Annotated in this window: 16 protein-coding genes and 1 tRNA gene; 10 read left to right on the plus strand and 7 right to left on the minus strand. The window is 70.9% G+C overall.

From position 1 onward, the window contains the following. Positions 1 to 2 precede the first annotated feature (2 nt). Positions 3 to 857, plus strand: a complete 855-nt coding sequence (locus tag ACT3SQ_RS08240) for a hypothetical protein (protein WP_441443992.1) — start codon at positions 3 to 5, stop codon at positions 855 to 857. Positions 858 to 1171: 314 nt separating this feature from the next. Then, positions 1172 to 1453, plus strand: a complete 282-nt coding sequence (locus ACT3SQ_RS08245) for an HPr family phosphocarrier protein (protein WP_441443991.1) — start codon at positions 1172 to 1174, stop codon at positions 1451 to 1453. A gap of 113 nt (positions 1454 to 1566) precedes the next feature. Here the strand turns inward: ACT3SQ_RS08245 and ACT3SQ_RS08250 are convergent. The 3 genes from ACT3SQ_RS08250 to ACT3SQ_RS08260 all read right to left on the minus strand — a co-directional run bounded on the left by ACT3SQ_RS08250 (position 1567) and on the right by ACT3SQ_RS08260 (position 3658). Next, positions 1567 to 1652 (minus strand) — tRNA-Ser (locus ACT3SQ_RS08250). Between the two features lie 64 nt (positions 1653 to 1716). After that, positions 1717 to 2577, minus strand: a complete 861-nt coding sequence (locus ACT3SQ_RS08255) for a universal stress protein (RefSeq protein WP_441443990.1) — start codon at positions 2575 to 2577, stop codon at positions 1717 to 1719. A gap of 160 nt (positions 2578 to 2737) precedes the next feature. Continuing rightward, a complete protein-coding gene (locus ACT3SQ_RS08260; protein ID WP_444601040.1) occupies positions 2738 to 3658 on the minus strand; it encodes a helix-turn-helix domain-containing protein in 921 nt (306 codons plus the stop codon). Positions 3659 to 4180: 522 nt separating this feature from the next. Here ACT3SQ_RS08260 and ACT3SQ_RS08265 point away from each other — a divergent pair. Further along, positions 4181 to 6313 (plus strand): prolyl oligopeptidase family serine peptidase, encoded by a 2133-nt coding sequence (locus ACT3SQ_RS08265; RefSeq protein ID WP_441443988.1) that lies wholly within the window; start codon positions 4181 to 4183, stop codon positions 6311 to 6313. Further along, on the plus strand, positions 6310 to 8436 hold the full coding sequence (locus ACT3SQ_RS08270) for a S9 family peptidase (RefSeq protein WP_441443987.1): 2127 nt from the start codon (positions 6310 to 6312) through the stop codon (positions 8434 to 8436). Before ACT3SQ_RS08265 ends, ACT3SQ_RS08270 begins: the two co-directional genes overlap by 4 nt. Here the strand turns inward: ACT3SQ_RS08270 and ACT3SQ_RS08275 are convergent. The 4 genes from ACT3SQ_RS08275 to ACT3SQ_RS08290 form a co-directional block, all read right to left on the minus strand. Next, a complete protein-coding gene (locus ACT3SQ_RS08275; protein WP_441443986.1) occupies positions 8429 to 9205 on the minus strand; it encodes an SDR family NAD(P)-dependent oxidoreductase in 777 nt (258 codons plus the stop codon). The two genes, ACT3SQ_RS08270 and ACT3SQ_RS08275, sit on opposite strands and share 8 nt — an antisense overlap. 71 nt (positions 9206 to 9276) lie before the next feature. Next, complete coding sequence (locus tag ACT3SQ_RS08280) at positions 9277 to 10116, minus strand: MetQ/NlpA family ABC transporter substrate-binding protein (RefSeq protein WP_441443985.1); 840 nt, start codon at positions 10114 to 10116, stop codon at positions 9277 to 9279. Between the two features lie 32 nt (positions 10117 to 10148). Continuing rightward, entirely contained in the window at positions 10149 to 10850 is a 702-nt protein-coding gene (locus ACT3SQ_RS08285; RefSeq protein WP_442332041.1) for a methionine ABC transporter permease, read from the minus strand. Then, the gene (locus ACT3SQ_RS08290; RefSeq protein ID WP_441443983.1) at positions 10847 to 11863 is read right to left on the minus strand and encodes a methionine ABC transporter ATP-binding protein; all 1017 of its coding nucleotides are present in this window, start codon (positions 11861 to 11863) and stop codon (positions 10847 to 10849) included. The genes ACT3SQ_RS08285 and ACT3SQ_RS08290 overlap by 4 nt, the downstream gene beginning before the upstream one ends. 227 nt (positions 11864 to 12090) lie before the next feature. On the opposite strand from ACT3SQ_RS08290, the gene ACT3SQ_RS08295 reads away from it, so the two are divergent. From ACT3SQ_RS08295 to ACT3SQ_RS08320, 6 genes are all read left to right on the plus strand, one after another. Continuing rightward, a complete protein-coding gene (locus ACT3SQ_RS08295) occupies positions 12091 to 12381 on the plus strand; it encodes a hypothetical protein (protein WP_441443982.1) in 291 nt (96 codons plus the stop codon). Between the two features lies 1 nt (position 12382). Then, a complete protein-coding gene (locus ACT3SQ_RS08300; protein ID WP_441443981.1) occupies positions 12383 to 13417 on the plus strand; it encodes an ABC transporter ATP-binding protein in 1035 nt (344 codons plus the stop codon). A 2-nt stretch (positions 13418 to 13419) separates the two neighbouring features. Beyond that, positions 13420 to 14268 carry an ABC transporter permease gene (locus tag ACT3SQ_RS08305; RefSeq protein WP_441443980.1) on the plus strand — a complete coding sequence of 283 codons (849 nt, stop codon included), beginning with the start codon at positions 13420 to 13422 and terminating at the stop codon, positions 14266 to 14268. Positions 14269 to 14340: 72 nt separating this feature from the next. Continuing rightward, positions 14341 to 14892 carry a hypothetical protein gene (locus ACT3SQ_RS08310; RefSeq protein WP_441443979.1) on the plus strand — a complete coding sequence of 184 codons (552 nt, stop codon included), beginning with the start codon at positions 14341 to 14343 and terminating at the stop codon, positions 14890 to 14892. A gap of 66 nt (positions 14893 to 14958) precedes the next feature. Continuing rightward, a complete protein-coding gene (locus ACT3SQ_RS08315) occupies positions 14959 to 16128 on the plus strand; it encodes a sensor histidine kinase (protein WP_441443978.1) in 1170 nt (389 codons plus the stop codon). After that, positions 16125 to 16796 carry a response regulator transcription factor gene (locus tag ACT3SQ_RS08320; RefSeq protein ID WP_345081495.1) on the plus strand — a complete coding sequence of 224 codons (672 nt, stop codon included), beginning with the start codon at positions 16125 to 16127 and terminating at the stop codon, positions 16794 to 16796. Before ACT3SQ_RS08315 ends, ACT3SQ_RS08320 begins: the two co-directional genes overlap by 4 nt. Positions 16797 to 16838 lie beyond the last annotated feature (42 nt).

Genomic DNA, 16838 nt, shown 5'->3' on the forward strand with positions numbered 1-16838 from the left:
GCATGCGCTCCTTCCTGTCCGGCCTGACCGGACACCACCCGCCGCAGGGCCACCCGCTGCTGGAGGGACTGCGGGGACAGACGATCGTCCACACCCGTGTGGCCTCCCGCGGCACTTGGACCATCACGGCCAGAGGCTGGGTGCTGCAGTCCCGGATCCAGCAGCTGGACGGCCCCGCGCTGACTGATGATCCCCCGGCTGCCGTCGGCCTGCGAGACCCCCGTCTGGTGGGGGCCGCGATCCACGGCACCGAGCTGCTCGGCGACGGCCTCCTGAGGCTGGCCCTGCAGAGCCCGCAGGGCCCGCTGCGGCTGAGCACCGTCCCCCGCTGGAGGCTCGAGGCCCCGCGCGGGGCTCTGCTCCAGATCGCGGACAAGGGCGAGATCACCTCCCGCCCGGCCGGGCCGCCGCTGCACGCCACCCCTGCCGCCCTCGCCGAGCACGCCGCGTCCACCCGCAGCGGCATCGAGGAGCGCCTGCTGGCGATGGGTCGCGAGCAGTGGCTGCATCCCGGGCATGTGGTCACCGTCCTCGCGAATGCGGGGGCGCTGGACGATGCCGAGTTCGAGCGGCGCGGACCGCTGCTGCTGGCCCGGCTGATCGCCCGTGAGGAGATCCGGGCCGGTTTCGTGACCGCGGGCCGCTTCACCCCCTGGAACCTGCCGACCCAGGACATCATCGAGCACATCGCCACCACCTGGACAGCGATCGGCGGGCGTACACCAGACGCCGACATGATCGCGTGGTTCGAGCTGACCGACCTCGGCCGCGCGGCCCTGGGCCCCACCAGCGACCAGACCATGCCGCCGGGGATGTCGGGATACGACTCCCCCGGCGTAGTCGGCGGCGCCCGGTGAGCATCCCCCTGCGCTCCCCGGTGCCCGAGCCCTTCCTCGACGCTCGGCCTGACGCGCGGCCCGGCGCCCTTCCTGGGCGCGCTTCCCGCCGCCCCCTCGGCGCTCCCCCGATGCTTCTGAGCCCGACACCCCTGACGGTTCCCCTTCACGATAATCGTGGCGGACGCCCGGTCCGGGCCAATTCTGGTCGGCTGTAAGGTTTCTCTCTGGTCACCAGAACAGCTGGTGAACAGCGGCCGAACCATGGGCGAGTCACCGTCGGCGGGTGAGCGGCGTTACGCTGAGGGTCGTCCCACGTCGAGAAAGGCGTCCCGATGCCAGCACGTACCGTGAAGGTCGCGAGCACCAGCGGCCTCCATGCCCGCCCCGCGGCGATCTTCTCCCAGTCCGCCAGCGAGCAGCCTGTCGCCGTCACGATCGAGACGGCAGCCGGCGGCCCCGTGAAGGCCTCCAGCATCCTCATGCTGCTCACGCTGAACGTCGACCACGGCGACGAGGTCACGCTCCGCGCCGACGGCGAAGGCGCCGAGGAATCCCTCGAGAAGCTCGCATCCCTCCTGGAGACCAATCTCGACGAAGAGTTCCGGGACCGCTGATCACGCAGTCGCCTCGCGGGCATGCTCGCGAGGATGGGGCGCGGGTATGACGAAGGCCCCCGTCGAAATCCGACGGGGACCTTCGTGAACCTGGCATATCTCCAGGTCAAGAGCGGTAGCGGCGGGATTTGAACCCGCGGTGGCTATGAACCACACATCATTTCGAGTGATGCACCTTCGGCCGCTCGGACACGCTACCGTCGGACAGCTTAACTGCCACGGCACCGTGCGTTCAAACCCGCCGCCCGTGGACGCGAGTCACATCACTCGTCCGAGGTCCCCCGGACCACCGTGACATTGCCGGTGGCATGCAGCACGGTCGCCTGCGCGGTCGAGCCGACACGGCCGCGGCTGAGACCGCGATGGCCGAGGACCAGCATCCGGGCACCGTCCGCCGCAGCCAGGAGCCCTTCGGGCACGGTGCGGTCTTCGAGCATCCGCGCCTGGACCTCGAGTCCCTTATGCCGTGCGGCCGCTCGCGCCGCACCCTCGTCGAGCATCTCCCGCGAGCGGCTGCCTGCGCTCCAGGCCTCCGCCCCGCTGCCGTAGGGAGCGTGGCCCCCGATCTGGACATGGACCACCCGGAGCACGCAGCCCCAGGCCGCGGCGAGATCCGCAGCCACATCGATGGCCTCGCCCGCCGCCTCGGAACCGTCATAGGCGGCGAGCACAGGACCCGCCCGGTACTGATCAGAGCGGATCACCACGACCGGGCAGCCTGCGTCATGGAGGATGCCGCGGCTCACCGAGCCGAGCAGAGCACCCAGCACCACGCCGAGGCCCCGGGTGCCCACGACCAGCAGATCGGTGCTGCCGGAGATCTCCGCGAGCACCTCCCGCGGCATCCCCGCCAGCAGCTCGGCGGTGACCGGCACCTCCGGGAACTGTGCGGTGACCTTCTCCGCAGCGTCGTCGAGCAGGCGCCTGGCCTGATTGCGGGGCCCGGCCGGATCGATCACAGGGATGCCGGACATCCCCTGCCCGAGCAGCGGCCAGGACCAGGCATGGACGAGATGCACCCCCGAGCCGGTGCTCTGCGCGAGCTCGGCGGCCCAGCGCACGGCGGCCATCGCCGCGGTGGTGTCGTCGTATCCCACCACGATGTTCGAACCGGTCAGAACCATGACCCACACCTCCCTGTGCGGCCCACCGACAGTCACTCCACAGTACGCCGCCGCCTGCGTCCTGACGAGGAGCGGAGACCCGAGGGAACGCGCGGTCCGCACCTCGCGGGCAGCAGCTCGCGAAAGCACCTGGCGGGCAGCACCTGGTGGTCAGCACCTGTCAGTACATGCCCTCATCGTCCTCGTCGTCGTCGAGGTCCCCCCAGTCCCAGCGCAGCCCGAAGGTGCCCGGGCCGAAGCGGGCCTCGCTGACCTGGAGTCGATCACGACGGTCCAGCCGCACCGGCGTCACCGACTCCCCTGCCTCCGTGCGCCGATACCGCTCGCACCCCAGCGGCTTGCGATCACCTCGGAATTCGACCTCGAGGAGCACATCGTTCGCACGGCGAGGCACGCTGTACATCGCCGCGGTCAGGTCGGTGGCCTTCGCCTTCATCTCCACGCGATACGCGAGCGTCGCCACCTGGCCGGCGTCGAACATCCCGTCCACCTTCAGCTCCACGCCGTAGGCACGGTGCTCGGGCCACACGACCCGCCGGCCCACCGTGCAGCCTTCGAGAGGGATGAACTCGGGGGCCACGTTCGGGTCGGAGGGCTCGAGCAGATGCACTGCGGGAAGCCGGCAGGTCCCCGACTCGAGCGCACGCACGGTCAGTCGGTAGTCGAACCTCTGCACCTCGCGTGTCGAGTCGATGACGACGTGCTGGTGGAACACCCGTTCGTGGGCGTACTGCTGCGGTGCCTCGAACCCCAGCTCGCCGAGCGCTCGATGGAACACCTCTCGGCGGCCGCCCCGGCCCACGAAGCTGGCGGGCTGGACGGATCGTCCGCGCAGCCGCGGCGCACCTACCAGGTCCGCGAGCGCGTCCGGCGCCTTGCCCAGCAGCTCCTCGAGCGCCGCGACCACGCCCAGCGACTGCTCTCCGCCGGGCAGGCTGCGTCCGGACTGCCAGTTGCTCAGGGTTGCGACGCTCACCGGGCGGTGCCGGGAGCGCAGCCGTTGGGAGATCACGGTCAGGGACAGGCCGCTCTGCTCGATCGACTCGCGCAGCACGGAGGCGAAGCGTTCGCCCTCGCCCATCGCCACCTCCTCGCCCATCCTCTGCGCGCCGACGTTCTCGGACCTTCCGTCCGGCCTCGACGAATCTGCTCGTCCGGACAGCCGTTCACCATTTCTTACAAACCTCTAAAACCCTGAGCGTACCGTTCATGACGAACCTCACACCCGAGTCCCAGCAATGAGTGGAACGGAAGGTCAGAGCGCGATGCATCTTGCAGTCTCGTCTTGGCGCGGCTCTCCGGCTCACCGTGTGCTCGCCACTCGGCAGCTCCAGTTCAACCGGTCGCAGCGCTACGACCCCTCCCCGGCCACGATGGCTCATCGTCGAGCCACCGTCACGGTGAAGGGTGGCTCCATCATGCACCCGATCTCCCTGCGCAGTCGACCCTGCACGATGCCGTACGGCGACGGAGCCGTCGGTTCCCGTGATCCCTGAGCCGCAGCAGGGTGCCTGCCATCTGATACACCACGATCCATGAGGCCGACGTGACCGTGGGGTGACGCAGTTCGACGACACGGCCACCCCGAGAGGAAAGCCGCACCATGACTCAGCACACCGTCTCCCCGACGGACTCCGCCCGCATCCCCCTGGACAGATCCGCCTTCGCTCCGCCCCGCCCCGCCCCGCATGCCCTCGAACGCACCTTGTTCGACGACACCACGCCCGTCCCCTATCGCTGGCTCCGTGATTCCCGCGCCCCCGAGGTCATCGACCATTTCGCGGCGGAGAACGCGTACACCGACCAGCACACCGCCCACCTCGAGGCGCTGCGCATCGAACTCGCCGCCCGGACCGATCAGCCCACTCCCCACCTCGAGCTCTCCGCCCCGGTGCTGCTGGACGGCTGGTGGTACATCGACCGTGCAGATCCCGCCGACGGCGCGACCTTCTCCCGAGTCCGGGACCATGACTCACTGCGCGGCCCCTCCGGAACCCCGCAGATCGTCCCTGGCAGGCTTCTCGACGGCGAGAAGATCCTGATCGAGGACTGCGTGGGGACGATCGGCATCGCGATCTCTCCCGACCATCGGCTGGTCGCTAGGGCCGAGGCCTCGCTGGGCGGATGCCGCGTCATCGTCATCGACGCCGAGAGCGGCGAGGAGGTCGACCGCTCGATCGTCGGCGCCGGGCCGGATCTCGTGTTCTCGGCTGATTCCCGCAGCCTGCTGCACACTCGGCTCGACGATCTCGGCCGCCGCCATCAGGTCCTCTGCGACCAGCTGGGCACCCCGGCCGCGGAGGACGCGGTGCTGGTCGAAGAACGGGACCATTGGGCACAGCTCTCGCTGTCCCGCGCACGGGACGGCTCCGCGGCGCTGATCCGCTCCTCCTCCCCGACCGGCAGCGAGGTGTGGCTCGTCGACCTCAGCTCTCCCCGCACAGCGCCACGCTCGGTGACCGGTCGGGTCCGCAATGCGCATCCCGTGGTCGAGCACGCCGGGGACAGACTGCTGGTGATCACCGAGGAGCGCGGGAGCCGCCGCAGCGTTCTCCGCCAGGTCCCTCTGGGCGCCGAGGGGAAGCTGCCGAGCGGGCCGGCGCTGCTGACCGCTCGCGACGGCGAGCACTTCGAATCCGTCGAGGCCTTCGCCGGCGCCGTCGCCCTGCAGATGCGGTGCGACGGGCTCCCCGAGGTGCGGATCCTTCCGCGCTGCCCCGACGGCTCGCTCGACATCCTCGGCATGTATGTGATGGGACGCCGCGGCGAGCTGGATGCGGTGAGCATGGAGCCCACCCCGGACTGGCATCAGCGGACGCTGCGCTACCGGCTGGACAGCTTCCTCACCCCGCCCACGATCATCGAGCACGACCTGGACACCGGCGCCAGCACCGAGCTGCTGCGCGTCGATCTGCCCGGCTACGACGCCTCGCGCTACGTCGAGCGCCGGCTGTGGGCGACCTCGGCCGACGGCACCCGGGTGCCGATCTCGCTGTTCGCGCGGAGCGACGTCCCGGCCGACGGCACCGCCCCCTGCCTGCTCTACGGCGAGGGAGCTTTCGGCACCGCGGTCGATCCGATCCTGCAGCTCGAGACGCTGGCGGTCGCGGACCGCGGGGTCGTCATCGCCGTGGCGCACGTGCGCGGCGGCGGCGAGCTGGGCCCGAACTGGCACCGCCAGGGCCGAGGGCTCAGCAAGGCCAACTCCTTCGACGACTTCGTGGCGTGCGCGGATCATCTCGTCGCGACCGGTTGGGCGGCCGAGGGCAGGCTGGGTGCCGTCGGCGTCGGCGCCGGCGGTCTGCTGGTGGGCGCCGCGGCGAACCGTGCCCCGGAGCGCTTCCGGGCGGTGGTCGCCGGCACCCCCCTGGTGGATCCGCTGGAGACCCTGCTGGATTCCGAGGTGATGCTCACGCTCGAGGAATGGGCGGAGTGGGGCGATCCGGCGAGCGATGAGGCGACCTATCGCTCCCTGCGCGGATACAGCCCCGCGGAGAACATCCGTGAGACCGAGTACCCGGCGATCTTCGCCTGGACCGCGCTGGAGGGCACGGACGTCCCGGCAGCCTGCGCCGCGATCTGGGTCGCACAGCTGCGCGAGCGGGTCACCTCCGATCCCGCCCTGCGACCGATCCTGCTGCGCGCCACCGCCACCATGGGCTCCGCCGGCGACCCCCGGGTCGAAGGCGTGGCCTGGCTCCTCGACCAGCTGGGCGCGGCTACCCTCGGGGAATGACCAAGGAGCACCCCACCGCCCCCGTTTCGTCCCCCGCCCCCGTCAAGCGCCCCACCGAGCGGACCTTTCACGGCGACACCGTGGTGGATCCGTATGAGTGGCTGCGGGAGAAGACCGACCCCGAGGTGATCGCCCACCTCGAGTCGGAGAACGCCTACGCCGATGCCCGCACCGCCCATCTGGAGGGGCTGCGTGCGACGCTGGTGGAGGAGTTCATCGGCCACACCCAGGAGACCGACCTCAGCGTGCCGGTGCGCCGCGACCACTGGTGGTACATCACCCGCACCACGGCGGGCGATGATTACCCGAAGTTCACGCGGGTCGCCGATACCGGCACCCTGCCCCAGGTCGAACCGGGGGCGATGCTCGAGGGCGAGCAGGTTCTCCTGGATGCGCAGGCCGAGGCCAAGGATGCCGAGTTCTATTCGCTCGGCGGGCTGGCCCCGTCCCCCGACCACACCCTCTACGCCTCGGCGGTCGACACCGCAGGCGATGAACGCTTCACGCTCCGGGTCAAGGACCTCACCTCCGGGGAGATCATCGACGAGGCGGTCACGGGCGCCGGCTACGGGCTCGCCTTCTCCGCCGATCAGCAGTGGCTGTTCTATGCCCGGGTGGACGACTCCTGGCGCCAGCACCAGATCTGGCGGCACCGGATCGGCTCCGACGCGAGTGAGGACGTGCTGGTCATCGAGGAACCCGATGAGCGGTTCATGATCGGCTTCGACCGCTCGCGCGACGGTTCGACCCTGGTGATCCAGGCCGGTTCCACCTCCACCACCGAGGCCTGGCTGCTGGACCTCACCGACCCGACCGCGGCCCCCGTGCCCGCAGGCGGGCGCCGCGAGGGGGTGGACTACGGGGTCGAGCACGCCGGCGACCGGCTCCTGATCGTGCACAACGACGGCCACCGCGGCTTCGCCCTCGCCCAGGCGCCGCTCGCGGCGCCGGATGCCTGGGAGGAGCTGCTGGTCGCGGCCGACGGTGAGCGCCTGCTCGCGGTCGAGGCCTTCGCGAGCTTCGTCGCTCTCGAGCTGCGCAGCGGCGGGCTCGCGAGCGTACGGCTGATCCCTCGGGCGGCCGACGGGTCGCTGCTGGTCGCCGAGGCCGCCGACATCACCCACGGCGGGGAGCTGGACACCGTTGAGCTGGACGCGAATCCGAACTGGGACCAGAGCACGGTGCGCTATCAGCTCACCAGCATGCTCACCCCCACCACCGTCGCCGAACGGGACCTCGCCAGCGGCGAGAGCACCGTCCTGCGCGTCACCCCGGTGCCGCACTACGACCCCTCCCTGTACGTCGAGCGTCGCGAGTGGGCACGCGCCGAGGACGGCACCGCGATCCCGCTCAGCGTGGTGGCACGACGGGATGTCCCCGCCGACGGCACCGCTGCGGGCTACCTGTACGGCTACGGCTCCTACGAGGTCTCGATCGACCCGTCGTTCGTCCCCACCCGGCTCTCCCTGCTGGACCGCGGAGTGGTCATCGCGATCGCGCATGTGCGCGGCGGCGGCGAGATGGGCCGCGACTGGTACGAGCACGGCAAGCTGCTGGAGAAGAAGAACTCCTTCAGCGACTTCGTGGCCGCCGCGAAGCACCTCACCGACTCGGGCCTGGTGGCTGCGGGCCGGCTCTCCGCCGAGGGTCGCAGCGCCGGCGGCCTGCTCATGGGCGGCATCGCGAACCTCGCCCCGGAGCAGTTCCGTGCGGTGATCGCGGGTGTGCCCTTCGTGGACGCGCTGACCACGATCCTGGATCCCTCGCTGCCGCTGACCGTTGGCGAGTGGGAGGAGTGGGGCGACCCGCTGCATGATCCGGCGGTGTACGAGTACATGCGCGAGTACACCCCGTACGAGAACATCGCCGCGGTGGAGTACCCGGCGATCTTCGCCTCGACCTCGCTGAACGACACCCGGGTGTTCTTCGTGGAGCCCGCGAAGTGGGTGGCGCGCCTGCGCGAGACCGTCACCAGCGATCAGGCCGAGCGCCCGATCCTGTTCCGCTGCGAGATGGTCGCCGGGCACGGCGGCCGCTCGGGCCGCTACCGCAAGTGGGAGCAGCGCGCGGACGAGCTCGCCTGGCTGCTGGATCAGCTCGGAGCGACCGAACTCGTCAGCTGACCAGGTACCCGCCGTCGACGGGGATCTCGGCACCGTTGATCATCGAGGCGGCGTCAGAGGCGAGCCAGACGGCGACGTCGGAGACCTCGCGGGGCTGCGCGAAGCGGGAGAGCGGGATGCGGGCGAGCATCGGCGCGGCCTTGGCCGGCTGCTCGCCCCACACCGTCCGCCCCATATCGGTGAGCACCACGGTGGGGCAGATCGAGTTCGCGCGCACGCCGTGCTCGCCGAGCTCGAGAGCGAGGGTGCGGGTCGCCATGACCAGCCCGGCCTTGGCGGTCGAGTAGGCGTAGTGCTCGGCTAGGGGACGCAGCGCGGCGGCGGAGGCGATCGTGAGGATCGCCCCGCCGCCGGAGGCCGCCATCGCCGCCCCGGCGCGGGCGGCGAGCAGGGCGGGGGCCCGCAGGTTCACCCGCAGGGTCTCGTCGAAGTGCGCAGTATCCAGTGCTGCGACCGACTCGGGGTGGGAGAGGCCGGCGTTGTTGACCAGCACGTCCAGGCCCTCCATCAGGGCCGAGGCCTCGCCCCAGAGCCGGTCGGGGACGTCGGGGTCCGCGAGGTCCGCAGCGAGCACCGCGGTGACGATGCCGTGCTCCTCGGCGAGCCGCGCGGCCGGCTCCTCGAGCGAGGACGCGTCGCGGGCGCTCAGGACCAGATCGGCACCGGCGGCCGCGAAGGCGCGGGCGATGTCCGCTCCGATCCCACGGCTCGCACCGGTGATCAGGGCGCGGCGGCCGAGAAGGGGACGGGGCTGATCCTGGGAGGTCATCTCCTCAGGCTAGCGGCCGTCCCCTCGTCGGCTCAGACGGCTGGCGCAGAAGGCCGGTTCAGAGGGCCCGCTCAGAAGGCAGGGATCACTGCGCCGGAGTAGGTCTCCTCGAGGAAGGCGCGCACGTCCTCGGAGTGGAGCAGCTCGTCGAGCTTCTTCAACGCCGCGTTCTCGACGTCCTCGGTGCGGACCACGAGCATGTTGGCGTAGGGGTTGTCCTCACCGGACTCGAGGGCGAGGGCGTCCTCGGCGGGGCTGAGGTCCGCCTCGAGGGCGTAGTTGCCGTTGATCACGGCGATCGCGTAGTCGCCCAGGGTGCGGGGCAGCAGCGCCGCGTCGATCTCCTTGAACTCGAGCTGCTTCGGGTTCTCGGCGATGTTGTCGATCGTCGCCTCGGTGGGCTCGATCCCGTCCATGAGCGCCAGCAGGCCCTCGGAGGCGAGCAGGGCGAGGGCGCGGCCGCGGTTGGTGGGATCGTTCGGAACGCCGACGGCGGCGCCCTCCTCGATCTGATCGAGGCTGGTGAGCGACTCGGAGAAGATGCCCAGCGGCTCGATGTGCACGCCCTCGAAGGGGGTCAGCTCGTAGCCGTTCTCCGCGATCTCGGTCTCGAGGTAGGGCAGGTGCTGGAAGAAGTTCGCATCCACCTCGCCCTCGCTGAGCAGGCGGTTCGGGATCGGGTACTCGGTCTGCTCCTGCAGGTCGAGCTCGAGCCCGGCGTCGGCGGCGAGGTTGTCCTTGACGAAGGTCAGGATCTCCATGTGGGGCATGGGAGTGGCGGCGATGCGGATCGTGGTGGTGCCACTCTCCTCGGTCAGCGGGGCCTGCTCCTCCCCGCCGCAGGCGGCGAGGGTGAGGGCGGCCAGGCCGGCGCCAGAGGCGAACAGGGTACGGCGGGAGATGGTGCTCATGGCGGGGTCCTCCAAGGACGGTGGGGTGGGGTTCAGACGGTGCGGGCGCGGTGGTCGACCGCGCGGGCGAGGCGGGAGCCGAGCATCTGCACCAGGATCACGATGGCGATCAGCAGGATGACGGTCACGATGATCATCTCGGTCTGGTAGCCGGTGTAGCCGCGGTTGTACGCGAGCTGGCCGAGACCGCCGGAGTTCACGGAGCCGGCCATCGCGGTGTAGCCGATGACGGCGATCGTGGTGGTGGTGATCGAGCCGATGATGCCGGGCAGCGCCTCGGGGATCAGCACCTGGCGGATCACCTGCCAGCGGCTCGCGCCCATCATCCGCACCGCCTCGATCTTCCCGGCGGGGATCTCCCGCAGGTTCAGCTCGAACAGCCGGGCGGCGAAGGGCACCGCGGCGATGGTCAGGGCAATCATTGCGGCGTTCGGGCCGGTGGAGCGCCCGGTGATCGCGGAGGTGACCGGGATCAGCGCGATGATCAGGATGAAGAACGGGAACGAGCGCAGCACATTGACCACGAAGCCGACGACCTGGTTGATCGTGCGCACCAGGGGGGAGGCGGACCCTTCGGTCTCGAACAGGGCGATGCCCAGCGGCAGGCCCAGCAGCACCGTCAGCAGCATCGTCACGGCGGTCATGTAGAGGGTGACCAGAGTGGCCTCCCAGGGGCCGCCGTCCCAGCGGGTCAGCAGCGGGTTCGACAGCCACTCCTGCAGGATCTCGATCATGCGGTCACCTCCGTCGCGACCACGCCGGCCGCCTCGAGCTCGGTGAGGAAGGCGGCGAGCCCCTCGGCGCTGATCGCGGCGCCGGAGCTGTTGCGCAGGGCGAGCTGCACGCGACCCACCTGGCGGCCGCCGATGGTCTCGATGGTGCCGGCGACGAGCGTCGCCTCGGCCTCGTAGGTCTCGGCGAGCTGGATCAGGTCCTCTGTGGTGCGGAAGCGCTCGGAGTTCCCGTAGTCGCAGTTCACCACTAGGGCGTCGATGCCGGTGGGCGCCGGCGGCAGCGGGATCAGCTCGGCGCTCAGCGGGCCGTGGGGATCTGCGGCGACGTCGAGCAGGTCACCGGTCTGGGTGATCCGCCCGTCCTGGAGCAGGGTGACGGTGTCGCAGACCTCACGCACCACCCCCATCTCGTGGGTGATGATCACGACGGTGATGCCGAGGCGCTCACGCAGGTCACTGATCAGGCGCAGGATCTGGCGGGTGGTGGAGCCATCCAGGGCGCTGGTGGGTTCGTCGCACAGCAGCACCTTCGGCTCGGCGGCCAGTCCGCGGGCGATGCCCACGCGCTGGATCTGCCCGCCGGAGAGCTGCGCGGGGTGGTTGTGCTCGCGCCCGGTGAGGCCCACCAGCTCGACCAGCTCGGCCACGCGCTGCTGACGCTGCGCGCGGGGCACGCCGGCGATCTCGAGCGGGTGGGCGATGTTCTGGGCGGCGGTGCGGGAGTCCAGCAGGTTCGCGTGCTGGAAGACCATGCCGATGTTGCGGCGGGCGGCGCGCAGGGCGGCACCCTCCAGCGCGGCGATGTCGGTGCCGTCCACCTCGACGCGCCCGGAGCTGGGCTTCTCCAGCCCGGTCAGGCAGCGGATGAGGGTGGACTTGCCGGCACCGGAGCGGCCGACGATGCCGTGCACGCGGCCCGGCTCGAGGTGGAGGTCGATACCGTCGAGCGCGACGACGGGGTCTCCGCCGCCGGGTGCGGGGAAGACCTTCGTGAGGCTGTCGAGAGTGATCACCAGGGCAGTACAGCACCCGCGACCGGATGCACCGAAGCATCCCGTCATATGGCGAAACAAACGTCACAGACCTGCAGGTCCGTGTGTGGAGGAGGTCACGCCCGGGGCTCTGTAGAGACCTCCTGAAGCCTCGTCTGACATTTCTCATGGGTGGGCCATGACGTTCCCACTCCAGGCGGTGAGGTGGCGCCCTACTGGCCGGAGCCGGTTCTGGGGAGAGTGGGGGCATGACATCGACACACCGCACCGACCCTCCCGCCGACCGCTCCGCAGGTCGCTCCTCCGAGCGATCCGTCCTGATGGACCTCATGGCCTTCACCCCCTCCGCGACCCTCGGCCGCGAGCTGCTCGCCCTGTTCGCGAACCTGGCTCTGGTCGGGCTCATCGTCCTGGTGCTCCAGCCCGAGACCCTCGTCACCGCCGTCATGTTCGCCGTCGTCGGCCTCTTCATGGGGGTCCGACTGGTGGTCGGCTTCCGCACCCGTGGCTACGCCGCTGATCTGACGGGAGGGCGCTGAGATGACGACCCTCGATCAGAACCCCCTCCCCGTCGGCCCCGCCGCGTCGGGCCCCGGCCTCACCGACCAGGCGTCCATCGCTCCCGCCGCCATCGCTCCGACCGCCGATCCCGCCGCCGACGTCGTGCTGGAGGCACGCGGCCTCAGCCGTCGATATGGGCGGGGCAGGGACTCCTACCTGGCCGTCGATGGTGTGGACCTCACCCTTCGCCGCGGCGAGCTGTTCGGCCTGCTGGGCACGAACGGCGCCGGGAAGACCTCCACGCTCGAGGTGCTCGAGGGCCTGGCCCGACCCACCTCCGGCACGGTGAGCGTATTCGGTCACGACCCCTACCGTGAACGGCGCGCCGTACGCCCCCGCCAGGGGCTCATGCTGCAGACCGGTGGCTTCCCCGCAGACCTCACCGCCCTCGAGGCGCTGACCATGTGGAGCAGGACGCTGAGCACCCCGCGCCCCGTGCTGGACGTGCTGGCCGACGTCGACCTCACGGACCGGGCCAGCACCCGCATCTCCTCCCTCTCCGGCGGCGAGGTGCGTCGCCTCGACCTCGCCTGCGCGATCGCCGGCGACCCGGAGCTGCTGTTCCTCGACGAGCCCACCACCGGGCTGGACCCGGAATCGCGGGCCCGGGCCTGGGAGCTCATCGCCTCCCTCAAGGCGCGCGGCACCACGATCGTGCTGACCACGCACTACCTCGATGAAGCAGAGACCCTCGCCGACCGGCTCGCGATCATGCACCGCGGACGCATCGCGCGCGAGGGCACGGTCGCCGACGTCGTCGCCGGGCACGCCGCCCGGATCCGCGCCACGCTCCCGGCGAGCGCCCCCGCGCTTCCCGCCGTGCACGGTGAAGCCTTGCGCAGCCCCGAGGGTCACCTCGAGGTGTCCACCACCTCCCTCAATGAGGACCTCCACACCCTGCTCACCTGGGCACGCGGCGCGGGTGTCGAACTCACCGGGCTCGATGCCCGCGCCGCCAGCCTCGAATCGGTGTTCCTCGAGATCGCCAGCTCCACCCACACCCTCGAAGGATGATCATGACTGCCTCACCCGCCCTCGCGTCCGCTCCCCTCACCAGCTCCCCGCACTCCGCCTCCCCCGTGCGCCCCCGCCGCATTCCTCGCCTGCTGGGGCTCGCCGCCGCGGAGCTCTCCCTCCTGCGACGCAATCGCATGCAGCTCGGCACCGCCATCCTGCTGCCGCTCGCGCTGCCGTTCTTCTTCCTGCCGCTCGCGCAGAACGGTGCCTCCGGGGCCGCCCTGGCCAGCGTGCTCGGCACGATGTTCGTGATCGTGCTGCTGTTCGTCGTCTACTACAACCTGCTCTCGTCCTACGTCGCCCGCCGCCAGGACCTGGTGCTGAAGCGCCTGCGCACCGGCGAGGCCTCCGACGCGACGGTGCTCGCCGCGACGGCCACCCCGGCACTGCTGCTCGCCGCAGTGATGATCGTCCTCACCACGGCGCTCGCGATCCCGCTGCTGGATCTCCCGCTCCCCCAGAACCCTCTGGTGCTCGTCCTCGGCCTGGGTCTCGGCGCACTCATGCTGGTCCCGCTGGCCCTGGTCACCGCGAACATCACCCGCACCGTCGAATCCGCGCAGATCACCTCGCTGCCCGCGATGGCGGTCCTGATGATCGGTGCCGGCGGCATCCTGCCCGTCGAGCTCCTGCCCGACTGGGTGGCCCGGCTGATCACCTTCCTCCCCTCCGCCCCCATCACCGCGCTGGTGCGGCTGGGCTGGCTGGGCATCGACGCCGACGGAGCCGCTCTCGCCGGCCCCGATGCGTGGATGCTCATGGCCGGACAGACCGGGATCCTGCTCGGCTGGACCCTCGTCGGCGCCCTGATCGTGCGCGAGCACTTCCGCTGGGAACCGCGCGGCTGAGCCCGCTCCTCCCCACTGCACCTCTCCCCCACCACACCACGCCGCCACTGCGACACCAGACAAGGACATCTCTTGTTCCAGGACCTCCTCTCCCAGCTCCACACCCTCGTCTCCGGCCTCGAGCCATGGCAGCAGGTGCTCGCCCTCGTGCCCGCCGGCGCGATCCCGTTCATCGAGAGCTACTTCGGCAGCTTCCTCGGCGCCGCGCTCGGCATCCCTCCGGCGATCGCGATCCCCGCCGCCGTGGCCGGGAACCTGATCTCCACCTTCGCTGTGATCGCCCTGTCCGGCAGGGCCCGCGACGCTGTCACCGACGGCAGGAGCCGCCGCAGGGGTGGGATCCAGGCGGCGCCCAGTGTCGAGGCGGGGCCCGGCGCCGAGGCGGAGCGCGGGGTGAAGCCCTCGCGGTTCCGCACGAAGATCGCCGCCGCGCTGGACAAGTACGGAGTTCCGGGAGTCAGCCTGCTGGGACCGCTGCTGGTCGCCTCCCAGATCACGGGACCGACCCTGGTGGCCCTCGGCGCCACCCGCGGAAAGGTCTACCTGTGGATGGGCATCTCGATCATCGCCTGGGGCATCGCGTTCGGCCTCTTCGGCAGCCTGTTCCTCGCCACGATCGTCTGAGCGGATTCGAGCCGATAGGCTCCCGACCTGGCCGCCCTTCTGAAAGGTGGCCGCGAGAGGAATGACATGGAGTCGACCGTCGGCCGCCAGTGGAGCGTGTTCTACGCCTACACGGCCTGGACCGTCGTCGGGGTGGTGGTGCTGCTCCCGCTGGGTATCGCCCTGTTCCTGGACCTGCGGATCCCAGCCGCCTTCGCCGCCGCCCCGCTGAGCGCCGCGGCGCTGTGCGGGCAGATCGCGCTCGCCGCCTGGTCCGCCTGGCGCGCCATGGAGGCATGGGCCGCCGCCGACGCCTCCACCGCCCGGGACCGCTGGGGCATCCGTCAGGTGGGGACCCTCCCCTCCGACCTGTCGCTGGTGGCCGCCGCAGCCCCGTCGGCGCTGATCGCCGGGACCACGCTGCTCGGCGGCGGAGATCTCCGCTTGTTGATCCTCTCGCTGTCCGCGCTGGTCACCACGGCGACGATCCGGTGGCGTTGGGAGTTCGGCCTCGTCCTCACCCTGGGGTTCACAGCGGTGGCGGCGCTTCTGATGGGCTCCCTCCCGGCGAGCCTCCCCACCGGAATCCTCATGGTGGCGGCTGTGCTCACCACTCGGCTCTCGCTGTGGCTGGCGGCGATGGTGCGCGAGCTCGATGACGCCCGCCAGGCGCAGGCCCAGCTGGCCGTCGCCGAGGAGCGCCTGCGCTTCGCCCGCGATCTGCACGACGTCTCCGGTCGGGACCTGTCCGTGATCGCGGTGAAGGCCGAGCTGGTCGCGCAGCTCACCGAGCGGGAGGATCCCCGCGCGGTGGAGCACAGTCGCGAGGTCGCCCAGATCGCCCGCACCTCGCTGGCCGAGATCCGCGGCCTGGTGCGCGGCTACCGTGAGGCGGATCTGGCCACCGAGCTGCGCGGCACCGCCTCGCTGCTGCGCTCAGCTCATGCTGAGGTCACGATCCACGGCGAGGCGGACGACATCCCAGCACCGCACGCAGGCACCGCCGCCTGGGTGCTGCGTGAGGGCGGCACCAACATCCTGCGCCACGCGAACCCTTCCGTCGTGACGATCACCCTCACCTCCGGCGGTGTCACGCTGGTCAACGACGGCGCCCCGGGCGACGACGACGTCCACGAGGGCAGCGGGCTGACCGGGATGCGTGAGCGCCTCGGCACCGACTCCGCGCTGAGCATCCACCGCGAGCGCGGCACCTTCACCCTCGACGTCCGCTTCGATGCCGCAGGAGGCACCCGATGATCCCCGACCCCGTCCCTGCTGCATCTGCTGCCACGTCTGCGCACTCCGGTCCCGCTGCCGCCGCGCTGCGCGTGATCCTCGTCGATGACGAGAACCTGATCCGTTCAGCGCTCGCCACGATGCTCTCCCTCGAGGACGACCTCGACGTGCGCGGAGAGGCGGCGACGGTCGCGGACGGTGTGCGCCTGGCGCAGGCGGAGCAGCCGGATGTCGCCGTGCTGGACCTGCAGCTGCCCGACGGTGACGGCCTCGAGCTGGCCAGCCGGATCGGCGAGGTCTCCCCCGCCACGCGCTGCCTGATCCTCACCTCGCACGCCCGGCCCGGCTATCTGAAGCGTGCCCTGGCCCAGGGCGTGCTGGGATTCCTGCCGAAGACCACCTCGGCCGATCAGCTGGCCCGGGCGGTGCGCTCGGTCGCCGCCGGGCGCCGAGTGATCGACCCCGAGCTCGCGGCGGAGACGATCTCCTCCGGCGACTCGCCGCTCACCCCGCGCGAGGCGGACGTGCTCGAGTTCGCCGCAGATGGCGCGGCGATCGAGCAGATCGCCCGCCGCGCGCATCTGGCCGAGGGCACCGTGCGCAACTACCTCTCCAGCGCGCAGGCGAAGCTGCAGGCCGCGAACCGGCACGAGGCGGTCGCGATCGCCCGCCGCCAGGGCTGGATCTGAGGTTCGTCCTTTCCGGCGAGACAGCCGACCGTTGGGGGGGGG

This window comes from Brachybacterium sp. AOP42-C2-15 (genome assembly GCF_052377065.1).
Taxonomy (GTDB): Bacteria; Actinomycetota; Actinomycetes; order Actinomycetales; family Dermabacteraceae; genus Brachybacterium.

What these genes read in the sequence shown, in the direction of transcription:
- ACT3SQ_RS08240 (WP_441443992.1), top strand. Translation starts at nt 3, where the DNA reads ATGCGCTCCTTCCTGTCCGGCCTGACCGGACACCACCCGCCGCAGGGC.
- ACT3SQ_RS08245 (WP_441443991.1), top strand. Translation starts at nt 1,172, where the DNA reads ATGCCAGCACGTACCGTGAAGGTCGCGAGCACCAGCGGCCTCCATGCC.
- ACT3SQ_RS08255 (WP_441443990.1), bottom strand. Translation starts at nt 2,577, where the DNA reads ATGGTTCTGACCGGTTCGAACATCGTGGTGGGATACGACGACACCACC.
- ACT3SQ_RS08260 (WP_444601040.1), bottom strand. Translation starts at nt 3,658, where the DNA reads ATGGGCGAGGGCGAACGCTTCGCCTCCGTGCTGCGCGAGTCGATCGAG.
- ACT3SQ_RS08265 (WP_441443988.1), top strand. Translation starts at nt 4,181, where the DNA reads ATGACTCAGCACACCGTCTCCCCGACGGACTCCGCCCGCATCCCCCTG.
- ACT3SQ_RS08270 (WP_441443987.1), top strand. Translation starts at nt 6,310, where the DNA reads ATGACCAAGGAGCACCCCACCGCCCCCGTTTCGTCCCCCGCCCCCGTC.
- ACT3SQ_RS08275 (WP_441443986.1), bottom strand. Translation starts at nt 9,205, where the DNA reads ATGACCTCCCAGGATCAGCCCCGTCCCCTTCTCGGCCGCCGCGCCCTG.
- ACT3SQ_RS08280 (WP_441443985.1), bottom strand. Translation starts at nt 10,116, where the DNA reads ATGAGCACCATCTCCCGCCGTACCCTGTTCGCCTCTGGCGCCGGCCTG.
- ACT3SQ_RS08285 (WP_442332041.1), bottom strand. Translation starts at nt 10,850, where the DNA reads ATGATCGAGATCCTGCAGGAGTGGCTGTCGAACCCGCTGCTGACCCGC.
- ACT3SQ_RS08295 (WP_441443982.1), top strand. Translation starts at nt 12,091, where the DNA reads ATGACATCGACACACCGCACCGACCCTCCCGCCGACCGCTCCGCAGGT.
- ACT3SQ_RS08300 (WP_441443981.1), top strand. Translation starts at nt 12,383, where the DNA reads ATGACGACCCTCGATCAGAACCCCCTCCCCGTCGGCCCCGCCGCGTCG.
- ACT3SQ_RS08305 (WP_441443980.1), top strand. Translation starts at nt 13,420, where the DNA reads ATGACTGCCTCACCCGCCCTCGCGTCCGCTCCCCTCACCAGCTCCCCG.
- ACT3SQ_RS08315 (WP_441443978.1), top strand. Translation starts at nt 14,959, where the DNA reads ATGGAGTCGACCGTCGGCCGCCAGTGGAGCGTGTTCTACGCCTACACG.
- ACT3SQ_RS08320 (WP_345081495.1), top strand. Translation starts at nt 16,125, where the DNA reads ATGATCCCCGACCCCGTCCCTGCTGCATCTGCTGCCACGTCTGCGCAC.